Consider the following 17554-nt stretch of genomic DNA (forward strand, 5'->3'; position numbering starts at 1 on the left):
TGTGTGTTTTTTAAGGTTAAACATTGGTTACTTAAAACTTGTATTATTCTATATAGATTACATTGTTTTTCATTGTATATTCAGTAGGTAAAATAGACAGAATCGACTTCATTACCTGATTTAGATCATCATTCAAGTAGAGTTTACCAAACATTTGCTCGTCCTCTACCGCAGCGTCACATCGTATGTCCTGACCGTAATAATCTCGTAAATGTTGCAAAACTTGTTTCAGGCTTTCTCCCTGCAAAGTCCATATCCCGTCAATCCAGCTGATATAGTCGCAGGCATTTACTTTCTCTTTTCCCGATATACCTTTCTCGTTAAGTTCCACTTTCTCGTTAGGCACCATTTTTATATGGTGATTTTGCTGGTCTTTTACGTTGACCGAACCATCGACCAGTACGACCGTAGCTCTTTCTTGATTTTTGTAGGCCGATATGTTGAAAGATGTACCCAAAACTCGTACTTCAAATCCGGAAGTATTTACAATAAACGGTTTCGAAGTATCATGTGTCACATTCAGATACACTTCTCCTTCCACATAAATTTCTCTATATTTCCCTTCAAATGTGCGGGGATAAATAACTTTACTTCCGGAGTTGATCCATATTTTACTGTTATCGGCTAAGACAATCTGCGAGCGTTTGCCTTTCGGAACGATAATTTGGTTGTACTCCTCTTTACTGTCATCTTCTGCAAGTTTATTAGAGTTGACCTGCACTTGGCCCGTCGCGGAATAGACGACTTGGGCATTGTTATCCAATTCTATCTTTTTTTGATCTGAAACGACCAGTGTTACTTCTTTAATGTCGTGTGGAATTTCCGTTTGCAGACTTTGCGCGATCTTATTTAAGTCATGCCTTTCTTCGTCATTCAACAGAAGAAAACAGCTTATTCCTATCAACAGGACTACAGAAGCCGCAACTGCCGAATATCTCAGGATACTGAACAGTCGTGTCGTTTTATTAATCTTTGAGGTAAGACGGACCGGTGTGTTGCCGGCATTTATCTTTTCCCGCACTTTTGCCCATATATCCGGTTCACTCATTTCTTCGGAGTGACATCGGTTCCAGAGAAAGTCGAGCTTATCATATTCGGCCTGCTCTTCCGGAGACTTAAATGATATCTTTTCCGGATGGTCGCCATCCTTATTCAGGCGTGAGGCAAATGATTTAAACTTATTCTTTCTCATACTTTAATAGGGTTACATAAATAAAGACGCAGTTTACCCGGGAATGTCCTATCCGGATTCCATCTTTTTTAGATTATTTTCTGATTTATTTTTTCAGGCCGCTCGAGATGATCTCTAATGCTTTGGCAACGTGTGCATTAATGGTCTTTACAGATATATTCAGCATATCGGCTATTTCTTTATAGGGTAGGCGTTCTATCTTGGCAAGAGCGAAGACTACCTTGCATTTGGGAGGAAGTGTTTGAATGAGGCTGTTGATTTGGGCTATCTCTTCCTTGCTGATCATCTGTTCGTCGGGAGTTTGCAGATTTCCGATTATCTGGAAGCTGTCTATTTCTTCCCAGGAAGTTATTTCATTTGAATTTTCCGCTTTTCGCAGATACGAGATGGCTTTGTTGTGAGTTAAAGTAAGCAACCAGGCTTTTATATTCTTGATTTCTTCTATTTCTTCCCGGTGCCTCCATACATCCAGAAAGACATCGCTGACTACTTCTTCGGCAGTTTCTTTGGTTCGTACGAAACACTGTGCATAGTAGAACAAGTCTTTCGAGTAGCTATTCACAAAATGACGGAAAGAAGCTTCTTCTCCTTTCTTTATCTTGCTGATATATTCGATGTCGTTGTTCATATATAGAGTAATGGTTGCTATATGTGTGCTGCAAAAATATAAAATATAAACTTCTTTTCTTAATATTTATTACATTCTTTCGTTCTTTAATTTAATAATATGTGGTATTTAAAGGTTGGATTAACTTTTCCTGCTTTTATTTGCATGTTTTGTGTTAACCATAAATGAAAGGCGGGATACTGTCAAAGTGCCCCGCCTTTTGCATCTGTATTTTGTGGGTTGATAGTAATAAGTTTATTCTGCCACCAGTTCTATTACCCGGCTATGGGTCTGTGAAGTAGTAAATGCATTCAATCCTATTTTCATCAGATAGTCACCGGAGAAGATTTTTTCATTACCCGGCAGATTCGATTTCCGACCCGGCATTAGATTAATTTCTTTCACCCGGTACATTTTTCCGGCATCAAGTCCCTGGAGCTTAATCGGGAGCAGTTTCTCGCCAAAGCGGGGATGGATATCATACGCGAAGAGAACAGCTTTCGAAGCATCCGGTGCGGCATACATAATCGCCATGTGATTGCTTTCATATGGAGAGATGAGGCGGTATTGATCACCATCCAGTATGACAGGCTTCAGGCGCTTATAATTTGCCACGGCTTCCTGGCAATAAGCCAGTTCGTCCGCTTTCATATCTTTCAGGCCGATGTCGAATCCCAATTTACACATGCTGGCAACATCGGTACGGAACTTTACACTCGTCCTGCTGTTCCAACTTGTAACATGGGCACACATGGCTTTGGAAGGGAAGAATTGTGAAAAACCCCACTGGATGAACAAACGCTCTATCGGATCGGTATTGTCCGAACACCAAAACTCTGTGAAGTATTTCAGTGCTTCGTAGTCGCAACGTGCACCACCGCCGGAACATAGCATCATCGGGACATTGGGGTATTTTTCTTTGACCCGTTTCAATACATTATATATACCGCGTACATGATCGATATAGAGTTGTCCTTGTTTGTCTTTCAGATAGGGAGAATAGATATTGGTGATGGGGCTGTTGCAATCCCACTTAAAGAAAGCTACATCAGGGTTTTCCGTCATAATCTTATCGACTACGCCGAATACGAAATCCTGTACTTTGGGATTGCTCAGGTCGAGTACCAATTGATTGCGGTAATAATAAGTTTCACGGTTCGGATAATGGATTGCCCAGTCGGGATGTGCTTCGAACAGATCACTTTGAGGATTCACCATCTCCGGTTCTATCCAGATACCGAATTTGACACCGGCTTCTTTCGCTTTCTCTACTAATGCAGGGATACCTCCGGGAAGTTTGCTTTTCATTGCTTCCCAATCGCCCAGGCCGGCATGATCGTCGTTGCGTGGATGTTTATTTCCAAACCAGCCATCGTCGAGCAGAAACATATCTACACCCAGATGTTTGGCTTCTTTCATCAATTTACCCAATAACTCTTCATCGAAAGTGAAATAAGTGTTCTCCCAATTATTGAGGAGAGTCATCCGGTCTCCCTGGCCATCTTTCAGTTGGTAGTTGCGTGCCCAGTTGTGTAAATTGCGGCTGGCTTCTCCCGTACCGTTGTTACTCAGGGTAAAGATAAATTCCGGGGTAGTGAATATTTCGTTTGCTTTTAATTGATAATCCGAAGCATACGGGTTGATGGCAGGGATTACCCGCAAGTTCCCCTCGTTGTCTACCTCAAAAGTAAACTGGAAGTTGCCTGTCCAGCCAATGGTACCCAATATTACTTGTCCCTGATGTTCTTGTGCAGGCTGTTCCAGTCCGAGTTCGAAGAAAGGTTGCATGTGCATGGCTGCGCGGCTTCCTAATTTTGTATCGAGAATTTTTTTGCCCGGTTGCAGCTGTTGTGTACTCATCTGTACCTCTTTGGCCCAGTCACTGCTGAATTCGGTGAGATAATATTTTTGGTTTGCGAAATAAAGCATCGTTGAAGCATAACGCCATAGAGTGACCGGTTTCTTCTGTTGATGCGTGATCTCACTCCATGTCTTGATTACATTTTGTTTAGGATAAGATACATAGTGCAACGTCACATCTACCGGATACTGGTCGTCTTTCATCCGGATGATGGTCTCTGTCCCGCCTTCTACTGTTTTCTGTTCCGAGGACACATAACGCAGGATGGTACTGGGGTTACCGTCGTTGTTTGTAATGGCTACAGCCGGTTCGAAATAGTCTTCCCCACCGGATCCCGGATATACTTCCCATCTGCGGGATCGCCCTGAAAGGTGGCTCAGGTCCCGGTCGTTTAATAGTTTGTCACCCAGATAAGCCTGATATAGGCGTCCGTTCGGAGCGACTTCTAAAATAAGGTCTGTCCGTTCTGTCGAGATGCGAATCTGCTTCGATTCTTGTGCACTTACATGGAGGCAGGCTGTAAGAACCAATAGTGTTGCAAGTAATTTTTTCATGGTATTATTATTGATGTTATAAAATATGCATTGTGCATGCAAAGTAAAGGAAACTTCGCTATATTCACAAATGAAACGAAAGGAAACAAACGGGAATCCATACTTCTGTTTGTTAAGTGGTTCTCCGGCAAGTAGTGCAACTTTCAGGGCAGATTCCTTTATTGCGGGAATTATCGTTCCGCTACTTTGTTTTTGCATAACATAAAATTGTGTAATTTTGGAGAGCTAAAAATAAAGGAGGATGAAAACAAGTCTGAAACTAATTCCGGGAGCTATGCTTGTGCTTCTTTTTCTGATTACCGCCTGCAATCTCTACAGGCGACCGATTCCCGATGAGATGATAGGAGAGCATAGGATTCACCGTGCTGACGGCTTCATGACCCAGGACTATCGTTTAGCGATTAATCCGGTCAATGATTCGGTATATGATATTAAGTTGTGGGAGAAAAAGAGCTCCTCAAGAAAGCCGGAGCAGATATATTATGATGGATTACGTTTCCATTACCGGGATACTGTGCATATTTCCACGAAACGCGTCACGAGCGGTACGGAAACTTATCGGGTAAATAAAAGACGGGTAACACGAGATAAGAATCCTCGTACGTGGTATACTATTCGGCTGAGCAGTGGCGGATTTGTAATGTCTGATTCATTGATAGAGCGGCAAGGCGTTTCCGACGAGCAACACCGGAAGTGGCTTTACAAACAGTATGGCAAATTGACTTTCCGCGAAGGGAAAATTGTTTTTCTGAACAGTCGTTGTCCGGCGTTTTATTTAAAGAAGCAGGAGAGATGAAGCGTTTTGTATCTGCTCCCATTTTTCGGGGCTGGCAGAAGCAAAAGGCAAAAATATTTGGTTATCTCGTTTAGATTCAATACTTTTAGGCTTTCGTTAAACCTTTAAATATTGTACGTCTATGGATAGCATCCTTTTCTGGCTTGTTCCGCTTGCCTCTGTTCTGGCTCTCTGTTTTGCGTTCTATTTTCATAAGCAAATGATGAAAGAGAGCGAAGGTACTCCGCAAATGATTAAGATTGCCGCTGCTGTACGTCGGGGCGCTATGTCTTATCTGAAGCAACAGTATAAGATTGTTGGCTGGGTCTTTCTGGGACTCGTGATTCTGTTCTCTGTAATGGCTTATGGTTTTCAGGTACAGAATGCCTGGGTACCGATAGCCTTTCTGACCGGGGGCTTTTTCTCCGGACTTTCGGGTTTTCTGGGAATGAAAACTGCCACTTATGCTTCGGCACGTACTGCTAACGCTGCGCGTACGTCACTGAATGCCGGACTTAGGATTGCTTTCCGAAGTGGGGCTGTGATGGGACTGGTGGTAGTAGGGTTGGGGTTGCTCGACATCTCTTTCTGGTATTTGTTGCTTAACTGGGCGATTCCCGCTGATGCACTGACACCTACCCATAAACTCTGTATCATTACCACTACGATGCTCACTTTCGGTATGGGTGCCAGTACACAGGCGCTCTTTGCCCGTGTAGGCGGGGGAATTTATACAAAGGCCGCTGATGTGGGAGCCGATCTTGTAGGTAAAGTTGAGGCCGGCATTCCGGAAGACGACCCGCGTAATCCTGCTACCATTGCCGATAATGTAGGTGATAATGTAGGCGATGTGGCAGGTATGGGTGCCGACTTGTATGAATCTTATTGTGGTTCTATTCTGGCAACGGCTGCTTTGGGTGCTGCCGCCTTTATTCATACGGGTGATACGGTGATGCAGTTTAAAGCTGTGATTGCCCCGATGCTGATTGCTGCTATCGGTATCATTCTTTCCATTATCGGTATTTTCTCTGTCCGCACCAAGGAGAATGCCACCATGAAGGATCTGCTTGGTTCGTTGGCTTGGGGAACAAATCTGAGCTCGGCTTTGATTGTAGTGGCTACTTTTTTCATCCTATGGCTCTTGCGACTGGACAACTGGATGTGGATTTCGTGTGCGGTAGTTGTAGGGCTGGTTGTGGGTATTGTCATCGGTCGTTCGACGGAATATTATACTTCTCAATCCTATCGTCCTACTCAGAAGTTGAGTGAAAGCGGTAAAACCGGTCCCGCCACAGTTATTATTTCAGGTATCGGGCTTGGTATGTTATCTACGGCTATTCCGGTGGTTGCGGTGGTGATCGGCATCATTGCCTCCTATTTGCTGGCTTCCGGTTTCGACTTCGACAATGTAGGAATGGGGCTTTATGGCATCGGTATCGCTGCTGTCGGTATGCTTTCTACATTGGGTATCACGCTTGCTACGGATGCTTATGGTCCGATAGCAGATAATGCCGGTGGCAATGCAGAAATGTCCGCTTTGGGTAAAGAGGTCCGTAAACGTACCGATGCGCTCGATTCGCTGGGAAATACAACGGCGGCTACCGGAAAAGGGTTTGCCATTGGTTCGGCAGCTCTGACAGGATTGGCATTGCTGGCATCTTATATCGAGGAGATCCGTATCGGACTGACCCGTTTGGGTAATCTGGAACTGACCTTCCCGAATGGAGATACCATTACTACGGCTAATGCCACCTTTGTAGACTTCATGAATTACTATGAAGTAAACCTGATGAATCCGAAAGTACTTTCCGGTATGTTCCTCGGTTCGATGATGGCATTCCTGTTTTGTGGACTGACTATGAATGCAGTCGGTCGTGCGGCCGGACACATGGTAGATGAAGTACGACGTCAGTTCCGCGAGATGAAAGGTATCCTGACCGGAGAGACCGAACCGGATTACGAGCGTTGCGTGGCTATCTCTACGAAAGGAGCACAACGTGAAATGGTGGTTCCTTCTCTGATTGCCATCGTTGCGCCGATTCTTACCGGGCTGATATTTGGTGTCCCCGGTGTATTAGGCTTGCTGATTGGCGGATTGAGCAGTGGGTTTGTACTTGCCATTTTCATGGCCAATGCCGGCGGAGCATGGGATAATGCGAAGAAATATGTGGAAGAAGGGAACTTTGGCGGTAAAGGCAGCGAGGTACACAAAGCTACAGTGGTGGGTGATACTGTCGGTGATCCGTTTAAAGATACGTCCGGTCCGAGCCTGAATATCCTGATTAAACTGATGAGCATGGTTGCTATCGTCATGGCGGGATTGACTGTTGCCTGGAGCCTGTTCTGAGTTCTAAAAAAGATCGTTTTATCCTTCTCCTACAGAAAATGTGTTTCGATCTTCCATCTTCCACCTTTTAATGACCAATTGCTTGTATCATTGTGTGTTAACAAGGTGGAAGATGCGTTTTTAAGGCCGTTTATCTTCCACCTCTATCTTCCATCTTCCACCCTCTTTCAGGGAGGTTGGTTTAATGTTAAATATCTGGTAGTTAGATAGATGAAACAGCTTTTCTATGGATAAATGTCAGTAATAGCATTTTGCTTTCCTTCATACCTTTAGCGATTATGGTTTGAAGTTTATCCCGGCCCTTGTACCCGGGCTGATGAGCCCGCATACCTGTGCCCATGGGCCCGCATACCCGGGCTTATGAGCCCGGGTATGCGGGCCGGGATAAGGTTACGGTAACAGATGCTTGTTCTCTTATTCTTAATGTGTTATAGATGCTATGACGGATGCTTGCTTTCTTCTTAATCTTTTTGCAGAAAAGGTAGATGCTCCTATTCCGGATAGTAAGATGAGATTCGGTTTGTTCTGTTGTTCATTTCCGTTTAATTGATTACATTTGCCATGTTAAATAAAAGAAACGATGCTCTTACCCTGGTTAAACGAAGAACTGATAGAAGCCGGTTGTGATGAAGCCGGACGTGGTTGTCTGGCGGGTGCGGTTTATGCCGCTGCTGTGATCCTGCCCAAAGATTTTGAGAACGAGTTGTTGAATGACTCCAAGCAGTTGTCCGAGAAACAACGTTATGCTTTGCGCGAAGTGATTGAACGGGAAGCCATCGCTTGGGCAGTCGGCATTGTTTCACCCGAAGAGATTGATAAGATAAACATCCTGAATGCTTCGTTTCTTGCCATGCACCGGGCAGTAGATGGGCTAAAAACCCGTCCTCAGCATTTGCTGATCGATGGAAACCGTTTCAGGAAATACCCCGATATTCCCCACACCACCGTCGTAAAGGGAGACGGCAAGTATCTTTCGATAGCTGCCGCCTCTATTCTTGCAAAAACGTATCGTGACGACTATATGAATGGGCTGCATCAGGAATTTCCATGTTACGGCTGGGACCATAACAAGGGGTATCCGACGAAAAAACACCGTGCGGCTATTGCCGAAAACGGTGTTACTCCTTATCATCGTATGACCTTCAACCTGTTAGGCGATGCACAGCTGGAGTTGTTTCCTAAATAGACGATTCTTTATCAGAACCACTTTATTTTCCTGAAGATAACAAAAGAAAGAGCCGACAGGAGTACGGATATCAGAATAATCAGCATGAAGGCATGAGGCATCTCTTCCAGGTGTATATCCACATTCATGCCATAAAAACTGGCTATTAACGTGGGGATCATCAATGTGATGGAAAGGCTTGTCATGCGTTTCATGATGGCGTTCACATTGTTTGAAATGATAGACGCAAAGGCATCCATCGTCCCTGTGAGAATATCGCTGTAAATGTTGACCGTATTGAACGCCTGCTTCAGTTCAATGATAACGTCTTCCACCAACTCTTCATCCAGAAAGTCGGTATCCTGAAAGATGGTTTTCAGTTTACCGATCATCACTTCGTTGCCGCGGATGGAGGTGTTGAAGTAGACCAGTGTCTTCTGCAACTTCATCAAGCGTAGCAAATCTTCGTTACGGATGCTGCGTTCCAATTCCTTTTCGGCAGCGGTGATGTCAATATTTATCTGTTTCAGGTACTTCAGGAACCAGACTGCCGAGGAATAAATCAGGCGGAAAATCAGATCGAGTTTGTTGCGCACTTCGATTCCTTTCCGGCGGGTATGCTCGATGAAATCCGGAATCATATCCGTCTGATGGTAACATACCGAAACAATGATTTCATTGTTGGTGATGATGCCGATGGGGACGGTGATGTAGGGGAGGCTGCTTTGAGTGTTCTGTACCGGTATGCGCAGAATGGTCAGCAGCCAGTTACCTTCGGTTTCCGTTCGCGGGCGTTCATCGGTATCGGCTATATCGTTTAAAAAAGATTCAGGGACTTTCAGCGTTTCGGTCAGGAATTTAAAATCACTGCTGTCCGGGCACACTACGTTGACCCAGCTGTTCGGAAGCCATTGTGCTTTTTCCACAAAGCCGGCTTCACAATAAAGATATGTTCTCATCTTATTGCCTCCTTTCGTTTGTTGATGTCCGAGCAGAGGCATTACCGCAGAATGACTCTGTTCGTGTTAGTTAATACTGTTGCACGTTCGCGGGTTTGAATCGTCCATATTCTGTTTTTTATTTTTAAAGCGGCGCAAAAGTAAGGAAATCATTTCAAATCCACCGCATTTTTTCTTCCTTTTTGTCTGATAGGGAGATAGCTTAACATAGATTAAACGTGTTCGTAATTAACTTTTTTGTACCTTTGCACCCGAAAATCAGAACGACAATTAAATTTTAGAATATTATGAGTAAGAAAGCCCTTTTAATGATTCTTGATGGTTGGGGATTAGGCGACCACGGGAAAGATGACGTAATCTTCAACACTGCTACTCCGTACTGGGATTATCTGATGGAGACCTATCCTCACTCTCAGTTGCAGGCCAGCGGTGAAAACGTAGGTTTGCCCGACGGACAGATGGGTAACTCAGAAGTGGGTCACCTCAATATCGGTGCAGGACGTGTAGTTTATCAGGATTTGGTAAAGATCAACCTCTCTTGCCGTGATAACAGCATCCTGAAGAATCCGGAAATCGTTTCAGCTTTCTCTTATGCAAAAGAAAATGGAAAGAATATCCATTTCATGGGATTGACTTCAGATGGCGGTGTACACAGTTCTCTGGATCACCTGTTCAAACTTTGTGATATTGCTAAAGAATATAATATTGAGAATACTTTCGTTCATTGCTTTATGGACGGACGTGATACAGACCCGAAAAGCGGTAAAGGCTTTATCGAACAGTTGGAAGCACACTGTGCCAAGTCTACCGGTAAAGTAGCTTCTATTATCGGACGTTACTATGCCATGGACCGTGATAAACGTTGGGAACGTGTGAAAGAGGCATACGACCTGTTGGTAAACGGTATCGGTAAGAAAGCTGCTGACATGGTGCAAGCTATGCAGGAGTCTTACGATGAAGGTGTAACGGATGAGTTCATCAAACCGATTGTGAATGCCAATGTAGACGGTACCATTAAGGAAGGCGATGTCGTTATTTTCTTCAATTACCGTAATGACCGTGCTAAGGAACTGACAGTCGTTTTGACGCAACAGGATATGCCGGAGGCGGGTATGCACACTATTCCCGGGTTGCAGTATTACTGTATGACTCCGTACGACGCTTCGTTCAAAGGTGTACACATTCTCTTCGACAAGGAAAATGTTGCTAACACACTTGGAGAATACCTGGCTGCTAAAGGAATGAAACAGCTTCACATTGCCGAAACAGAGAAATATGCTCACGTAACATTCTTCTTTAACGGTGGTCGCGAAACTCCGTACGATAACGAGGACCGTATCTTGGTTCCGTCTCCGAAAGTTGCTACTTACGACTTGAAACCGGAGATGAGTGCCTATGAAGTAAAAGATAAATTGGTGGCTGCCATCAACGAGAATAAATACGATTTTATCGTTGTGAATTATGCAAATGGTGACATGGTAGGCCATACCGGTATCTACGAAGCCATTGAGAAAGCGGTAGTTGCGGTAGATGCTTGCGTGAAAGATACCATTGAAGCTGCCAAAGCCCAGGGTTACGAGGCTATCATCATTGCTGACCACGGTAATGCTGACCACGCTCTGAATGAAGACGGTACTCCCAATACGGCTCACTCTTTGAATCCTGTACCCTGTGTATATGTGACAGAAAACAAAGATGCAAAGGTAGCAGACGGACGTTTGGCAGATGTGGCTCCTACTATTCTGAAGATTATGGGATTGGAAGCTCCTGCTGAAATGAACGGTCAAGTTTTAATTAAGTAAAAGCCTGATAAACAGATAGGAGGGCGGAGTTCTACTCCGCCTTTTTTATAGGATAGAATTATGATTCAGATAGATGACGTTGTTGTAAGCCTGGATGTGCTTCGCGAAAAGTTTATATGCAACCTGGATGCCTGCAAAGGTGAATGTTGCATTGAAGGAGATGCCGGGGCTCCGGTAGAACTGGAGGAAGTGGAGAAACTGGAGGAAGTGCTTCCGGTCGTTTGGGACGAATTGTCACCCGAGGCGCGTGCCGTGATAGACAAGCAGGGAGTGGTGTATACCGATCCGGATGGCGATCTGGTGACTTCCATTGTGAACGGAAAGGACTGTGTGTTTACCTGTTATGATGAGAAAGGATATTGTTATTGTGCCATCGAGAAAGCATACCGGGAGGGAAAAGTAAATTTCTATAAACCGGTCTCTTGCCATCTGTATCCCATACGGGTAGGTAATTATGGACCTTATAAGGCGGTAAACTACCATCGGTGGGATGTGTGTAAGGCTGCTGTATTGTTGGGCCGGAAAGAGAATGTGCCTGTCTACCGTTTCCTGAAAGAACCGTTGATTCGCAAGTTTGGTCAGGAGTGGTATGATGAACTGGAAATTGTGGTAAAAGAGTTACAGGATAGAGGGATGATATGAACAGACAAGTAAAGAAGATACTCAAGATCAGTGGCATCACATTGGGCTCTGTACTCTTGGTGCTGCTTGTAGCCATTGCTTTCGTGATTAATTTTATCGTAACTCCGAAGAAACTGACTCCGGTCGTGTTGGATGCTGCCAATCAGACTCTGAATGCACACTTGGATATGGAAAGCGTAGAATTGACTTTCTTTTCGACTTTCCCACAATTTGGACTGAAAGTTAAGAACGGCTCTCTGGTGTCCAGAACTTTGAATGATAGTAATTGGTGTAAAACCGATTCATTGCTTTCTTTCAAAGAGTGTGTGCTGACTGTAAACCCGGTGGCATATTTGACGGAGAATCGTATTATCGTTCATAATCTCTCTTTGGACGAAGTATCAGTGTATGCCTACCGGGACAAGGCCGGACAGGCAAACTGGGAAGTGACCCGTGCTTCGGCAGATACGATTCCGGAGGATACTGTGTCTGCTGACTTTAATAGCGAAATTGATATCCGGAATATCGAACTTAAACATGCCAATCTCATTTTCGATGACCGGAATACGGATATCTATTCGCGGATAGATGATGCTAATCTGAAGTTGAGACTTTCATTGACAAAAGGTGTTTCTACCCTGGGACTGAAGTTCGACAATAAGAATATACTTTTCTGGCAACGGGGGGAATTGCTGGTCAATAAGATAGCTACTGCTCTTCGGACCGATATTACGGTGGATCGTCAGACTGCTGTCTGGAAACTGAAAGATACGGAGCTTAATGTAAATGGGATTCAATTGGATGTGAACGGGGCATTCCGTCGGGATACTGTGGCAAAAACGATCGGTATGGATCTGGAATATGGCTTGCATGCTCCATCTATGGAGACAGTACTTCGAATGATTCCGAAAGCATATGTGAAAGACAGTAAAGTATCGGCCAAAGGGGAGGTTACTGTCAGTGGCAGGGTGAGAGGTGTGTATGGTGACAAAAAGTTACCGGCTGTGTCATTGAAGATCGGTATTAAAGAGGCTTCGGCACAATACAAGGGTTTGCCGTATGGCATTGATGAGGTGACGGCGGATTTTGATGCGTATGTCGATCTGATGCGTCATCAGCCTTCTTATCTGAATCTGAAAATCTTCCACTTTAAGGGGGCGCATACCGAAGTACTGGCCGATGCGAAAGTAGACGACTTGTTGAATGATCCGTTGATCACTTTTCATACCAAGTCGACCGTTGACCTGGATGCACTTGCCAAAACCTTTCCGTTACAGGAAAGTGTGACGATCCGGGGTAAACTGGATGCGGATATGGGAATGAAGTGCCGTCTTTCTACTTTGAAGAAGCAGGACATCGGACGTATGAAGTTGGGAGGCAAGCTCGAACTGAATGATTTCGAATTGAAAGATACTGCTAAAGATTTCAACTTCCTGGGTAATGCGACTTTCCGTTTCCGTGATAACGAGACTCTGCAGGCTCAGGTGGATATCCGGAAACTGGTGTTGAGAAGTCGTTTGCTTTCTTCTGATATTGAACGGTTGGTTGCCAACGTAACTTCTACTAATCCGCAGGATACTACCTGTATCGTTTCTTTGCAGTGCGATATGGAAGTAAGTAAACTTCATGCTTCGATGGGAGATTCGATAAAGTTATACAGTGCCCGTGCTAAGGCCCAAGCGGCTTTGGAACCTCAGGAAGCGGATGTAACAAAGCCGGCGGTTGATTTCTCGCTTCGTGCCGATTCGCTTTTCTTCAGTGCGGCGGAGACTCGTATGGCTATGAATGTGGCCGGCATCAAGATGAAAGCTGAGAAATTGAATGACTCTTTGTGGGTGCCTAAGGGAATCGTTGGTTTCGACCGTTTGCGTTTCCGTACACCGGAGTTCGGATTGCCCATCCGTATGGCAAAGACAGCGGTAACAGTCGATGGGCCGAAAATCAGGCTGAAGAATGCTTCTGTCCGTATCGGACGTTCTGACATGACGGCTACCGGTGATATGGAGGGCGTTTACAGGGCTATGACGAAAGGCGAGAAGCTGACAGCGCATTTATCCCTTACTTCCAATCTGATAGATTGCAATCAATTAATTAATTCATTGTCTTTCCCTCAGGACACTACGGAAGTGCTTACCGACAGTGTGCCTTCGGAGATGAAGTTATTCGTGATTCCCCGAAACATAGATTTTGAACTGCAGACAGATTTGAAAAAGGTAGTTTTTGAAAAAATGCTTTTTGAAAATGTGCATGGTGCGGTGGATATTAAAAATCAGGCCATACATCTGGAAGACCTTTCGATGCGCGCTCTCGATGCGGATATGAAAGCGGTAATGGTTTATAAGGCCAGTAGCCCGCGTGGTGGATATGCTGGTTTCGATTTCAAAATCCGGAATATCAATATTGCAAAGCTGGTTGATTTCGTGCCTTCACTCGACACGATAGTGCCCATGCTCCGTTCTTTTAAAGGGCGTGTTATGTTTGATGTGGCAGCCGATGCCCGCTTGGATTCGGCTATGAATATCCGTATCCCGACTTTGCGCTCGGCTATTCATATCAAAGGGGACAGTCTGGTTCTGATGGATGGAGAAACCTTTGCTGAGATTTCGAAGATGTTGATGTTTAAGAATAAGAAGGAAAATGTATTCGACAGTATTTCTGTCAATGTGACGGTACATGACGGTAATGTGACCGTTTATCCGTTCCTCGTAGAGATAGACCGTTATAAAGCGGCTATCGGCGGTGAACAAGGACTGGATATGAATTTTAATTATCATATTTCCATTCTTAAATCGCCATTGCCGTTTAAAGCCGGAGTAAATATTACAGGTAATCTGGATAAAATGAAATTCCGCATTGGCAAGGCTAAGTATAAAGATGCGGTTACCCCCGCTGCAGTGCATCGGGTGGACAGTACCCGTGTGAATATGGGTAACGAGATTGTTAACCGCTTCCGGAGAGTAATTACCGGACGAAGGCCCAGATAAAAAGATAATCAAAGAAAAGCGCCGGTCCGAAGGATTTTCCTTCAGTACCGGCGCTTCTTCGTTGTAAGATGTGAGGTTGGTGTTTATATTACGAATTATGCATCGATATTTGCATACGTTGCATTCTCTTCTATGAATTCGCGGCGTGGTCCTACATCTTCACCCATTAACATGGAAAAGATATAATCGGCTTCTGCTGCGTTGTCAATATTAACTTGTTTCAGCATACGGTTTTCAGGGTCCATGGTTGTTTCCCACAACTGCTGGGCGTTCATTTCACCCAAACCTTTGTAACGTTGTGTATGAATTGCATTTTCCGAACCGCCACCGTAAGTGTCGATAAACTTCTGGCGTTGTGCATCTGTCCAGCAATACTCTTCTACTTTACCTTTTTTGCAGAGATAGAGTGGGGGAGTTGCGATATAGAGATACCCATTCTGTATGATTTGCGGCATATACCGGAAGAAGAAGGTCATGATCAGTGTGTCGATGTGTGAACCATCGACGTCGGCATCGGTCATGATGATGATCTTGTGATAGCGCAACTTATCGATATTGGCAGCCTTACTGTCTTCTTCAGTGCCGATGGTAACGCCTAAGGCGGTGTAGATATTGCGTATTTCTTCACTCTCAAGAGCTTTGTGATACATTGCTTTCTCTACGTTCAGAATCTTACCGCGTAGTGGAAGGATGGCTTGGAATGCACGGTTACGGCCTTGTTTGGCTGTACCGCCTGCTGAATCTCCCTCGACGAGGAACAATTCGCACTTTTGCGGGTCTTTATCCGAACAGTCAGCCAGTTTTCCCGGTAGCCCGCCTCCTGACATGGGGGATTTGCGTTGAACCATTTCACGTGCTTTACGTGCAGCGTGGCGGGCAGTGGCAGCCAGAATCACCTTGTCTACAATGGCTTTTGCTTCTTTCGGATGTTCTTCCAGATAATAGTTCAGCACTTCACCTACAGCCTGGTCGACAGCACCCATCACTTCGTTGTTTCCCAACTTGGTTTTAGTCTGTCCTTCAAATTGAGGTTCAGCAACTTTTACAGAGATCACGGCTGTAAGTCCTTCACGGAAGTCATCACCGGAGATTTCTATTTTGACCTTTTCCAGCATTTTGCTGTCTTCTGCATACTTTTTCAGTGTACGGGTCAGGGCACGGCGGAAACCTGCCAGATGCGTACCGCCTTCTATTGTATTGATATTATTGACATACGAGTGGATATTCTCAGAGAATCCGGTATTATACATGATAGCTACCTCGATGGGGATGTTCTGCTTCTCCGTGTTCAAATAGATCACATCGTTAATCAAGTGTTCGCGTGACGATTCTATGAAGCGTACGAACTCTCTTAAACCTTCTTCCGAGTAGAAAGTTTCGTGTTTGAAGCTACCGTCTTCGTTTATTACACGTCGGTCTGTCAGTGAGATGCGTAATCCCGCATTCAAGTAAGCCAGCTCACGTAAGCGTGAAGCCAGAATCTTGTAGTCATAGACTGTTTCGGTAAAGATACTGTCGTCAGGCCAGAATTGTTGTTTGGTTCCTGTATGGTCGGCTGTTCCTACTTCTTTGACTGCATAAAGGGGCTTGCCGATTTCGTATTCCTGCTGGTAGATTTTACCGTTACGGAATACCTGGGTGGTCATGTGGGTAGACAATGCATTTACACAAGACATACCGACACCGTGCAAACCTCCGGATACTTTATACGAGCCTTTATCGAATTTACCTCCGGCATGTAGCACAGTCATGGCAACTTCAAGGGCAGATTTCTGCTCTTTTTCGTGGAAATCTACGGGGATACCACGGCCATTGTCCTGTACGGTGATAGAGTTATCTTCGTTGATAGTTACTTCGATATGGTCGCAATAACCAGCCAATGCTTCGTCGATAGAGTTGTCGACAATTTCATATACCAAGTGATGAAGTCCCTTTACGCTGATGTCACCAATGTACATCGCAGGGCGTTTTCTAACTGCTTCAAGTCCTTCCAATACTTGGATACTATCTGCTGAATAAGACCCGTTATTGGTGGGATTCTGTTCTTCGCTCATAATTTGATTCCTAATTATAATAACAGAGCAAATATAGTGAAAATATCTGAGTTAGAGAAGAATGAAGAGTGAAAAAAGAAGAATTTAAAGTAAACCGGATGGGATGGTTTTAAACATGAAAAGCCGAACTAAAAAGTTCGGCTCTCAATATTGTATAGAGTCTGTTATAAGTCTTATTTCTTAAGCAAGCTTATTGATGTAAATAGCCAACTTAGATTTCAAGTTGTTAGCTTTATTCTTATGAATAACATTTGTTTTAGCTAACTTGTCTACCATCTTAGTGATGCTTGGGTACATAGCAGTTGCTTCTGCTTTGTCAGTAGTTGAACGAAGTTTTCTAACAGCATTTCTCATGGTTTTACCATAATATCTGTTGCGAAGTCTTCTGCTTTCTTCTTGTCTGATTCTCTTGATTGATGATTTATGATTTGCCATCTCGACTAATCTGTTTTAATTCGTTTATTTTTTTAATTGTAGCCCGTGGGGGAATCGAACCCCCCTTTCAAGAATGAAAATCTTGCGTCCTAACCGATAGACGAACGGGCCATCCTGTATTGAGCATTTCTGCTCTTTTTGTTTCGCTTTGCTTTCGTTCTGTATCGTTGTTTCCCGATTGCGAGTGCAAAGGTAGAC

The 17554-nt window shown here is 44.4% G+C and carries 12 protein-coding genes and 1 tRNA gene; 6 read left to right on the top strand and 7 right to left on the bottom strand.

What is annotated here, in order from left to right:
* Nucleotides 1-43 precede the first annotated feature (43 nt).
* The 3 genes from R3O62_RS05775 to R3O62_RS05785 form a co-directional block, all read right to left on the bottom strand.
* Nucleotides 44-1192, bottom strand: coding sequence for a FecR family protein (locus R3O62_RS05775; protein ID WP_005822769.1), 1149 nt, complete (start codon nucleotides 1190-1192; stop codon nucleotides 44-46).
* Between the two features lie 85 nt (nucleotides 1193-1277).
* A complete protein-coding gene (locus R3O62_RS05780) occupies nucleotides 1278-1820 on the bottom strand; it encodes an RNA polymerase sigma-70 factor (RefSeq protein WP_005779311.1) in 543 nt (180 codons plus the stop codon).
* A gap of 234 nt (nucleotides 1821-2054) precedes the next feature.
* On the bottom strand, nucleotides 2055-4214 hold the full coding sequence (locus tag R3O62_RS05785) for an alpha-galactosidase (protein ID WP_250710036.1): 2160 nt from the start codon (nucleotides 4212-4214) through the stop codon (nucleotides 2055-2057).
* A 241-nt stretch (nucleotides 4215-4455) separates the two neighbouring features.
* On the opposite strand from R3O62_RS05785, the gene R3O62_RS05790 reads away from it, so the two are divergent.
* From R3O62_RS05790 to R3O62_RS05800, 3 genes are all read left to right on the top strand, one after another.
* Entirely contained in the window at nucleotides 4456-5010 is a 555-nt protein-coding gene (locus tag R3O62_RS05790) for a hypothetical protein (protein ID WP_005779307.1), read from the top strand.
* A gap of 121 nt (nucleotides 5011-5131) precedes the next feature.
* On the top strand, nucleotides 5132-7336 hold the full coding sequence (locus tag R3O62_RS05795) for a sodium-translocating pyrophosphatase (RefSeq protein ID WP_122200263.1): 2205 nt from the start codon (nucleotides 5132-5134) through the stop codon (nucleotides 7334-7336).
* Nucleotides 7337-7916: 580 nt separating this feature from the next.
* Nucleotides 7917-8522 carry a ribonuclease HII gene (locus R3O62_RS05800; protein WP_005822775.1) on the top strand — a complete coding sequence of 202 codons (606 nt, stop codon included), beginning with the start codon at nucleotides 7917-7919 and terminating at the stop codon, nucleotides 8520-8522.
* 11 nt (nucleotides 8523-8533) lie between these two features.
* Here the strand turns inward: R3O62_RS05800 and R3O62_RS05805 are convergent, their stop codons facing one another.
* A complete protein-coding gene (locus R3O62_RS05805) occupies nucleotides 8534-9460 on the bottom strand; it encodes a magnesium transporter CorA family protein (RefSeq protein ID WP_005779298.1) in 927 nt (308 codons plus the stop codon).
* 287 nt (nucleotides 9461-9747) lie between these two features.
* On the opposite strand from R3O62_RS05805, the gene gpmI reads away from it, so the two are divergent.
* From gpmI to R3O62_RS05820, 3 genes are read left to right on the top strand one after another with little or no spacing between them, the layout of a single operon-like run.
* Nucleotides 9748-11262 carry a 2,3-bisphosphoglycerate-independent phosphoglycerate mutase gene (gene gpmI, locus R3O62_RS05810; RefSeq protein WP_005779296.1) on the top strand — a complete coding sequence of 505 codons (1515 nt, stop codon included), beginning with the start codon at nucleotides 9748-9750 and terminating at the stop codon, nucleotides 11260-11262.
* Nucleotides 11263-11322: 60 nt separating this feature from the next.
* A complete protein-coding gene (locus R3O62_RS05815) occupies nucleotides 11323-11904 on the top strand; it encodes a DUF3109 family protein (protein ID WP_005779295.1) in 582 nt (193 codons plus the stop codon).
* The gene (locus R3O62_RS05820; RefSeq protein ID WP_250710037.1) at nucleotides 11901-14867 is read left to right on the top strand and encodes an AsmA family protein; all 2967 of its coding nucleotides are present in this window, start codon (nucleotides 11901-11903) and stop codon (nucleotides 14865-14867) included. Before R3O62_RS05815 ends, R3O62_RS05820 begins: the two co-directional genes overlap by 4 nt.
* Before the next feature lie 95 nt (nucleotides 14868-14962).
* Here the strand turns inward: R3O62_RS05820 and gyrB are convergent, their stop codons facing one another.
* The 3 genes from gyrB to R3O62_RS05835 form a co-directional block, all read right to left on the bottom strand.
* Nucleotides 14963-16921, bottom strand: coding sequence for a DNA topoisomerase (ATP-hydrolyzing) subunit B (gene gyrB / locus R3O62_RS05825; protein ID WP_005779291.1), 1959 nt, complete (start codon nucleotides 16919-16921; stop codon nucleotides 14963-14965).
* Between the two features lie 180 nt (nucleotides 16922-17101).
* A complete protein-coding gene (gene rpsT, locus R3O62_RS05830) occupies nucleotides 17102-17356 on the bottom strand; it encodes a 30S ribosomal protein S20 (RefSeq protein ID WP_005779290.1) in 255 nt (84 codons plus the stop codon).
* Nucleotides 17357-17395: 39 nt separating this feature from the next.
* Nucleotides 17396-17467 (bottom strand) — tRNA-Glu (locus R3O62_RS05835).
* Nucleotides 17468-17554: the final 87 nt, after the last annotated feature.

The sequence above is a fragment of the Bacteroides hominis genome (genome assembly GCF_033042785.2).
Classification (GTDB): Bacteria; Bacteroidota; Bacteroidia; order Bacteroidales; family Bacteroidaceae; genus Bacteroides; species Bacteroides hominis.

What these genes read in the sequence shown, in the direction of transcription:
- R3O62_RS05775 (WP_005822769.1), bottom strand. Translation starts at nt 1,192, where the DNA reads ATGAGAAAGAATAAGTTTAAATCATTTGCCTCACGCCTGAATAAGGAT.
- R3O62_RS05780 (WP_005779311.1), bottom strand. Translation starts at nt 1,820, where the DNA reads ATGAACAACGACATCGAATATATCAGCAAGATAAAGAAAGGAGAAGAA.
- R3O62_RS05785 (WP_250710036.1), bottom strand. Translation starts at nt 4,214, where the DNA reads ATGAAAAAATTACTTGCAACACTATTGGTTCTTACAGCCTGCCTCCAT.
- R3O62_RS05790 (WP_005779307.1), top strand. Translation starts at nt 4,456, where the DNA reads ATGAAAACAAGTCTGAAACTAATTCCGGGAGCTATGCTTGTGCTTCTT.
- R3O62_RS05795 (WP_122200263.1), top strand. Translation starts at nt 5,132, where the DNA reads ATGGATAGCATCCTTTTCTGGCTTGTTCCGCTTGCCTCTGTTCTGGCT.
- R3O62_RS05800 (WP_005822775.1), top strand. Translation starts at nt 7,917, where the DNA reads ATGCTCTTACCCTGGTTAAACGAAGAACTGATAGAAGCCGGTTGTGAT.
- R3O62_RS05805 (WP_005779298.1), bottom strand. Translation starts at nt 9,460, where the DNA reads ATGAGAACATATCTTTATTGTGAAGCCGGCTTTGTGGAAAAAGCACAA.
- gpmI (WP_005779296.1), top strand. Translation starts at nt 9,748, where the DNA reads ATGAGTAAGAAAGCCCTTTTAATGATTCTTGATGGTTGGGGATTAGGC.
- R3O62_RS05815 (WP_005779295.1), top strand. Translation starts at nt 11,323, where the DNA reads ATGATTCAGATAGATGACGTTGTTGTAAGCCTGGATGTGCTTCGCGAA.
- R3O62_RS05820 (WP_250710037.1), top strand. Translation starts at nt 11,901, where the DNA reads ATGAACAGACAAGTAAAGAAGATACTCAAGATCAGTGGCATCACATTG.
- gyrB (WP_005779291.1), bottom strand. Translation starts at nt 16,921, where the DNA reads ATGAGCGAAGAACAGAATCCCACCAATAACGGGTCTTATTCAGCAGAT.
- rpsT (WP_005779290.1), bottom strand. Translation starts at nt 17,356, where the DNA reads ATGGCAAATCATAAATCATCAATCAAGAGAATCAGACAAGAAGAAAGC.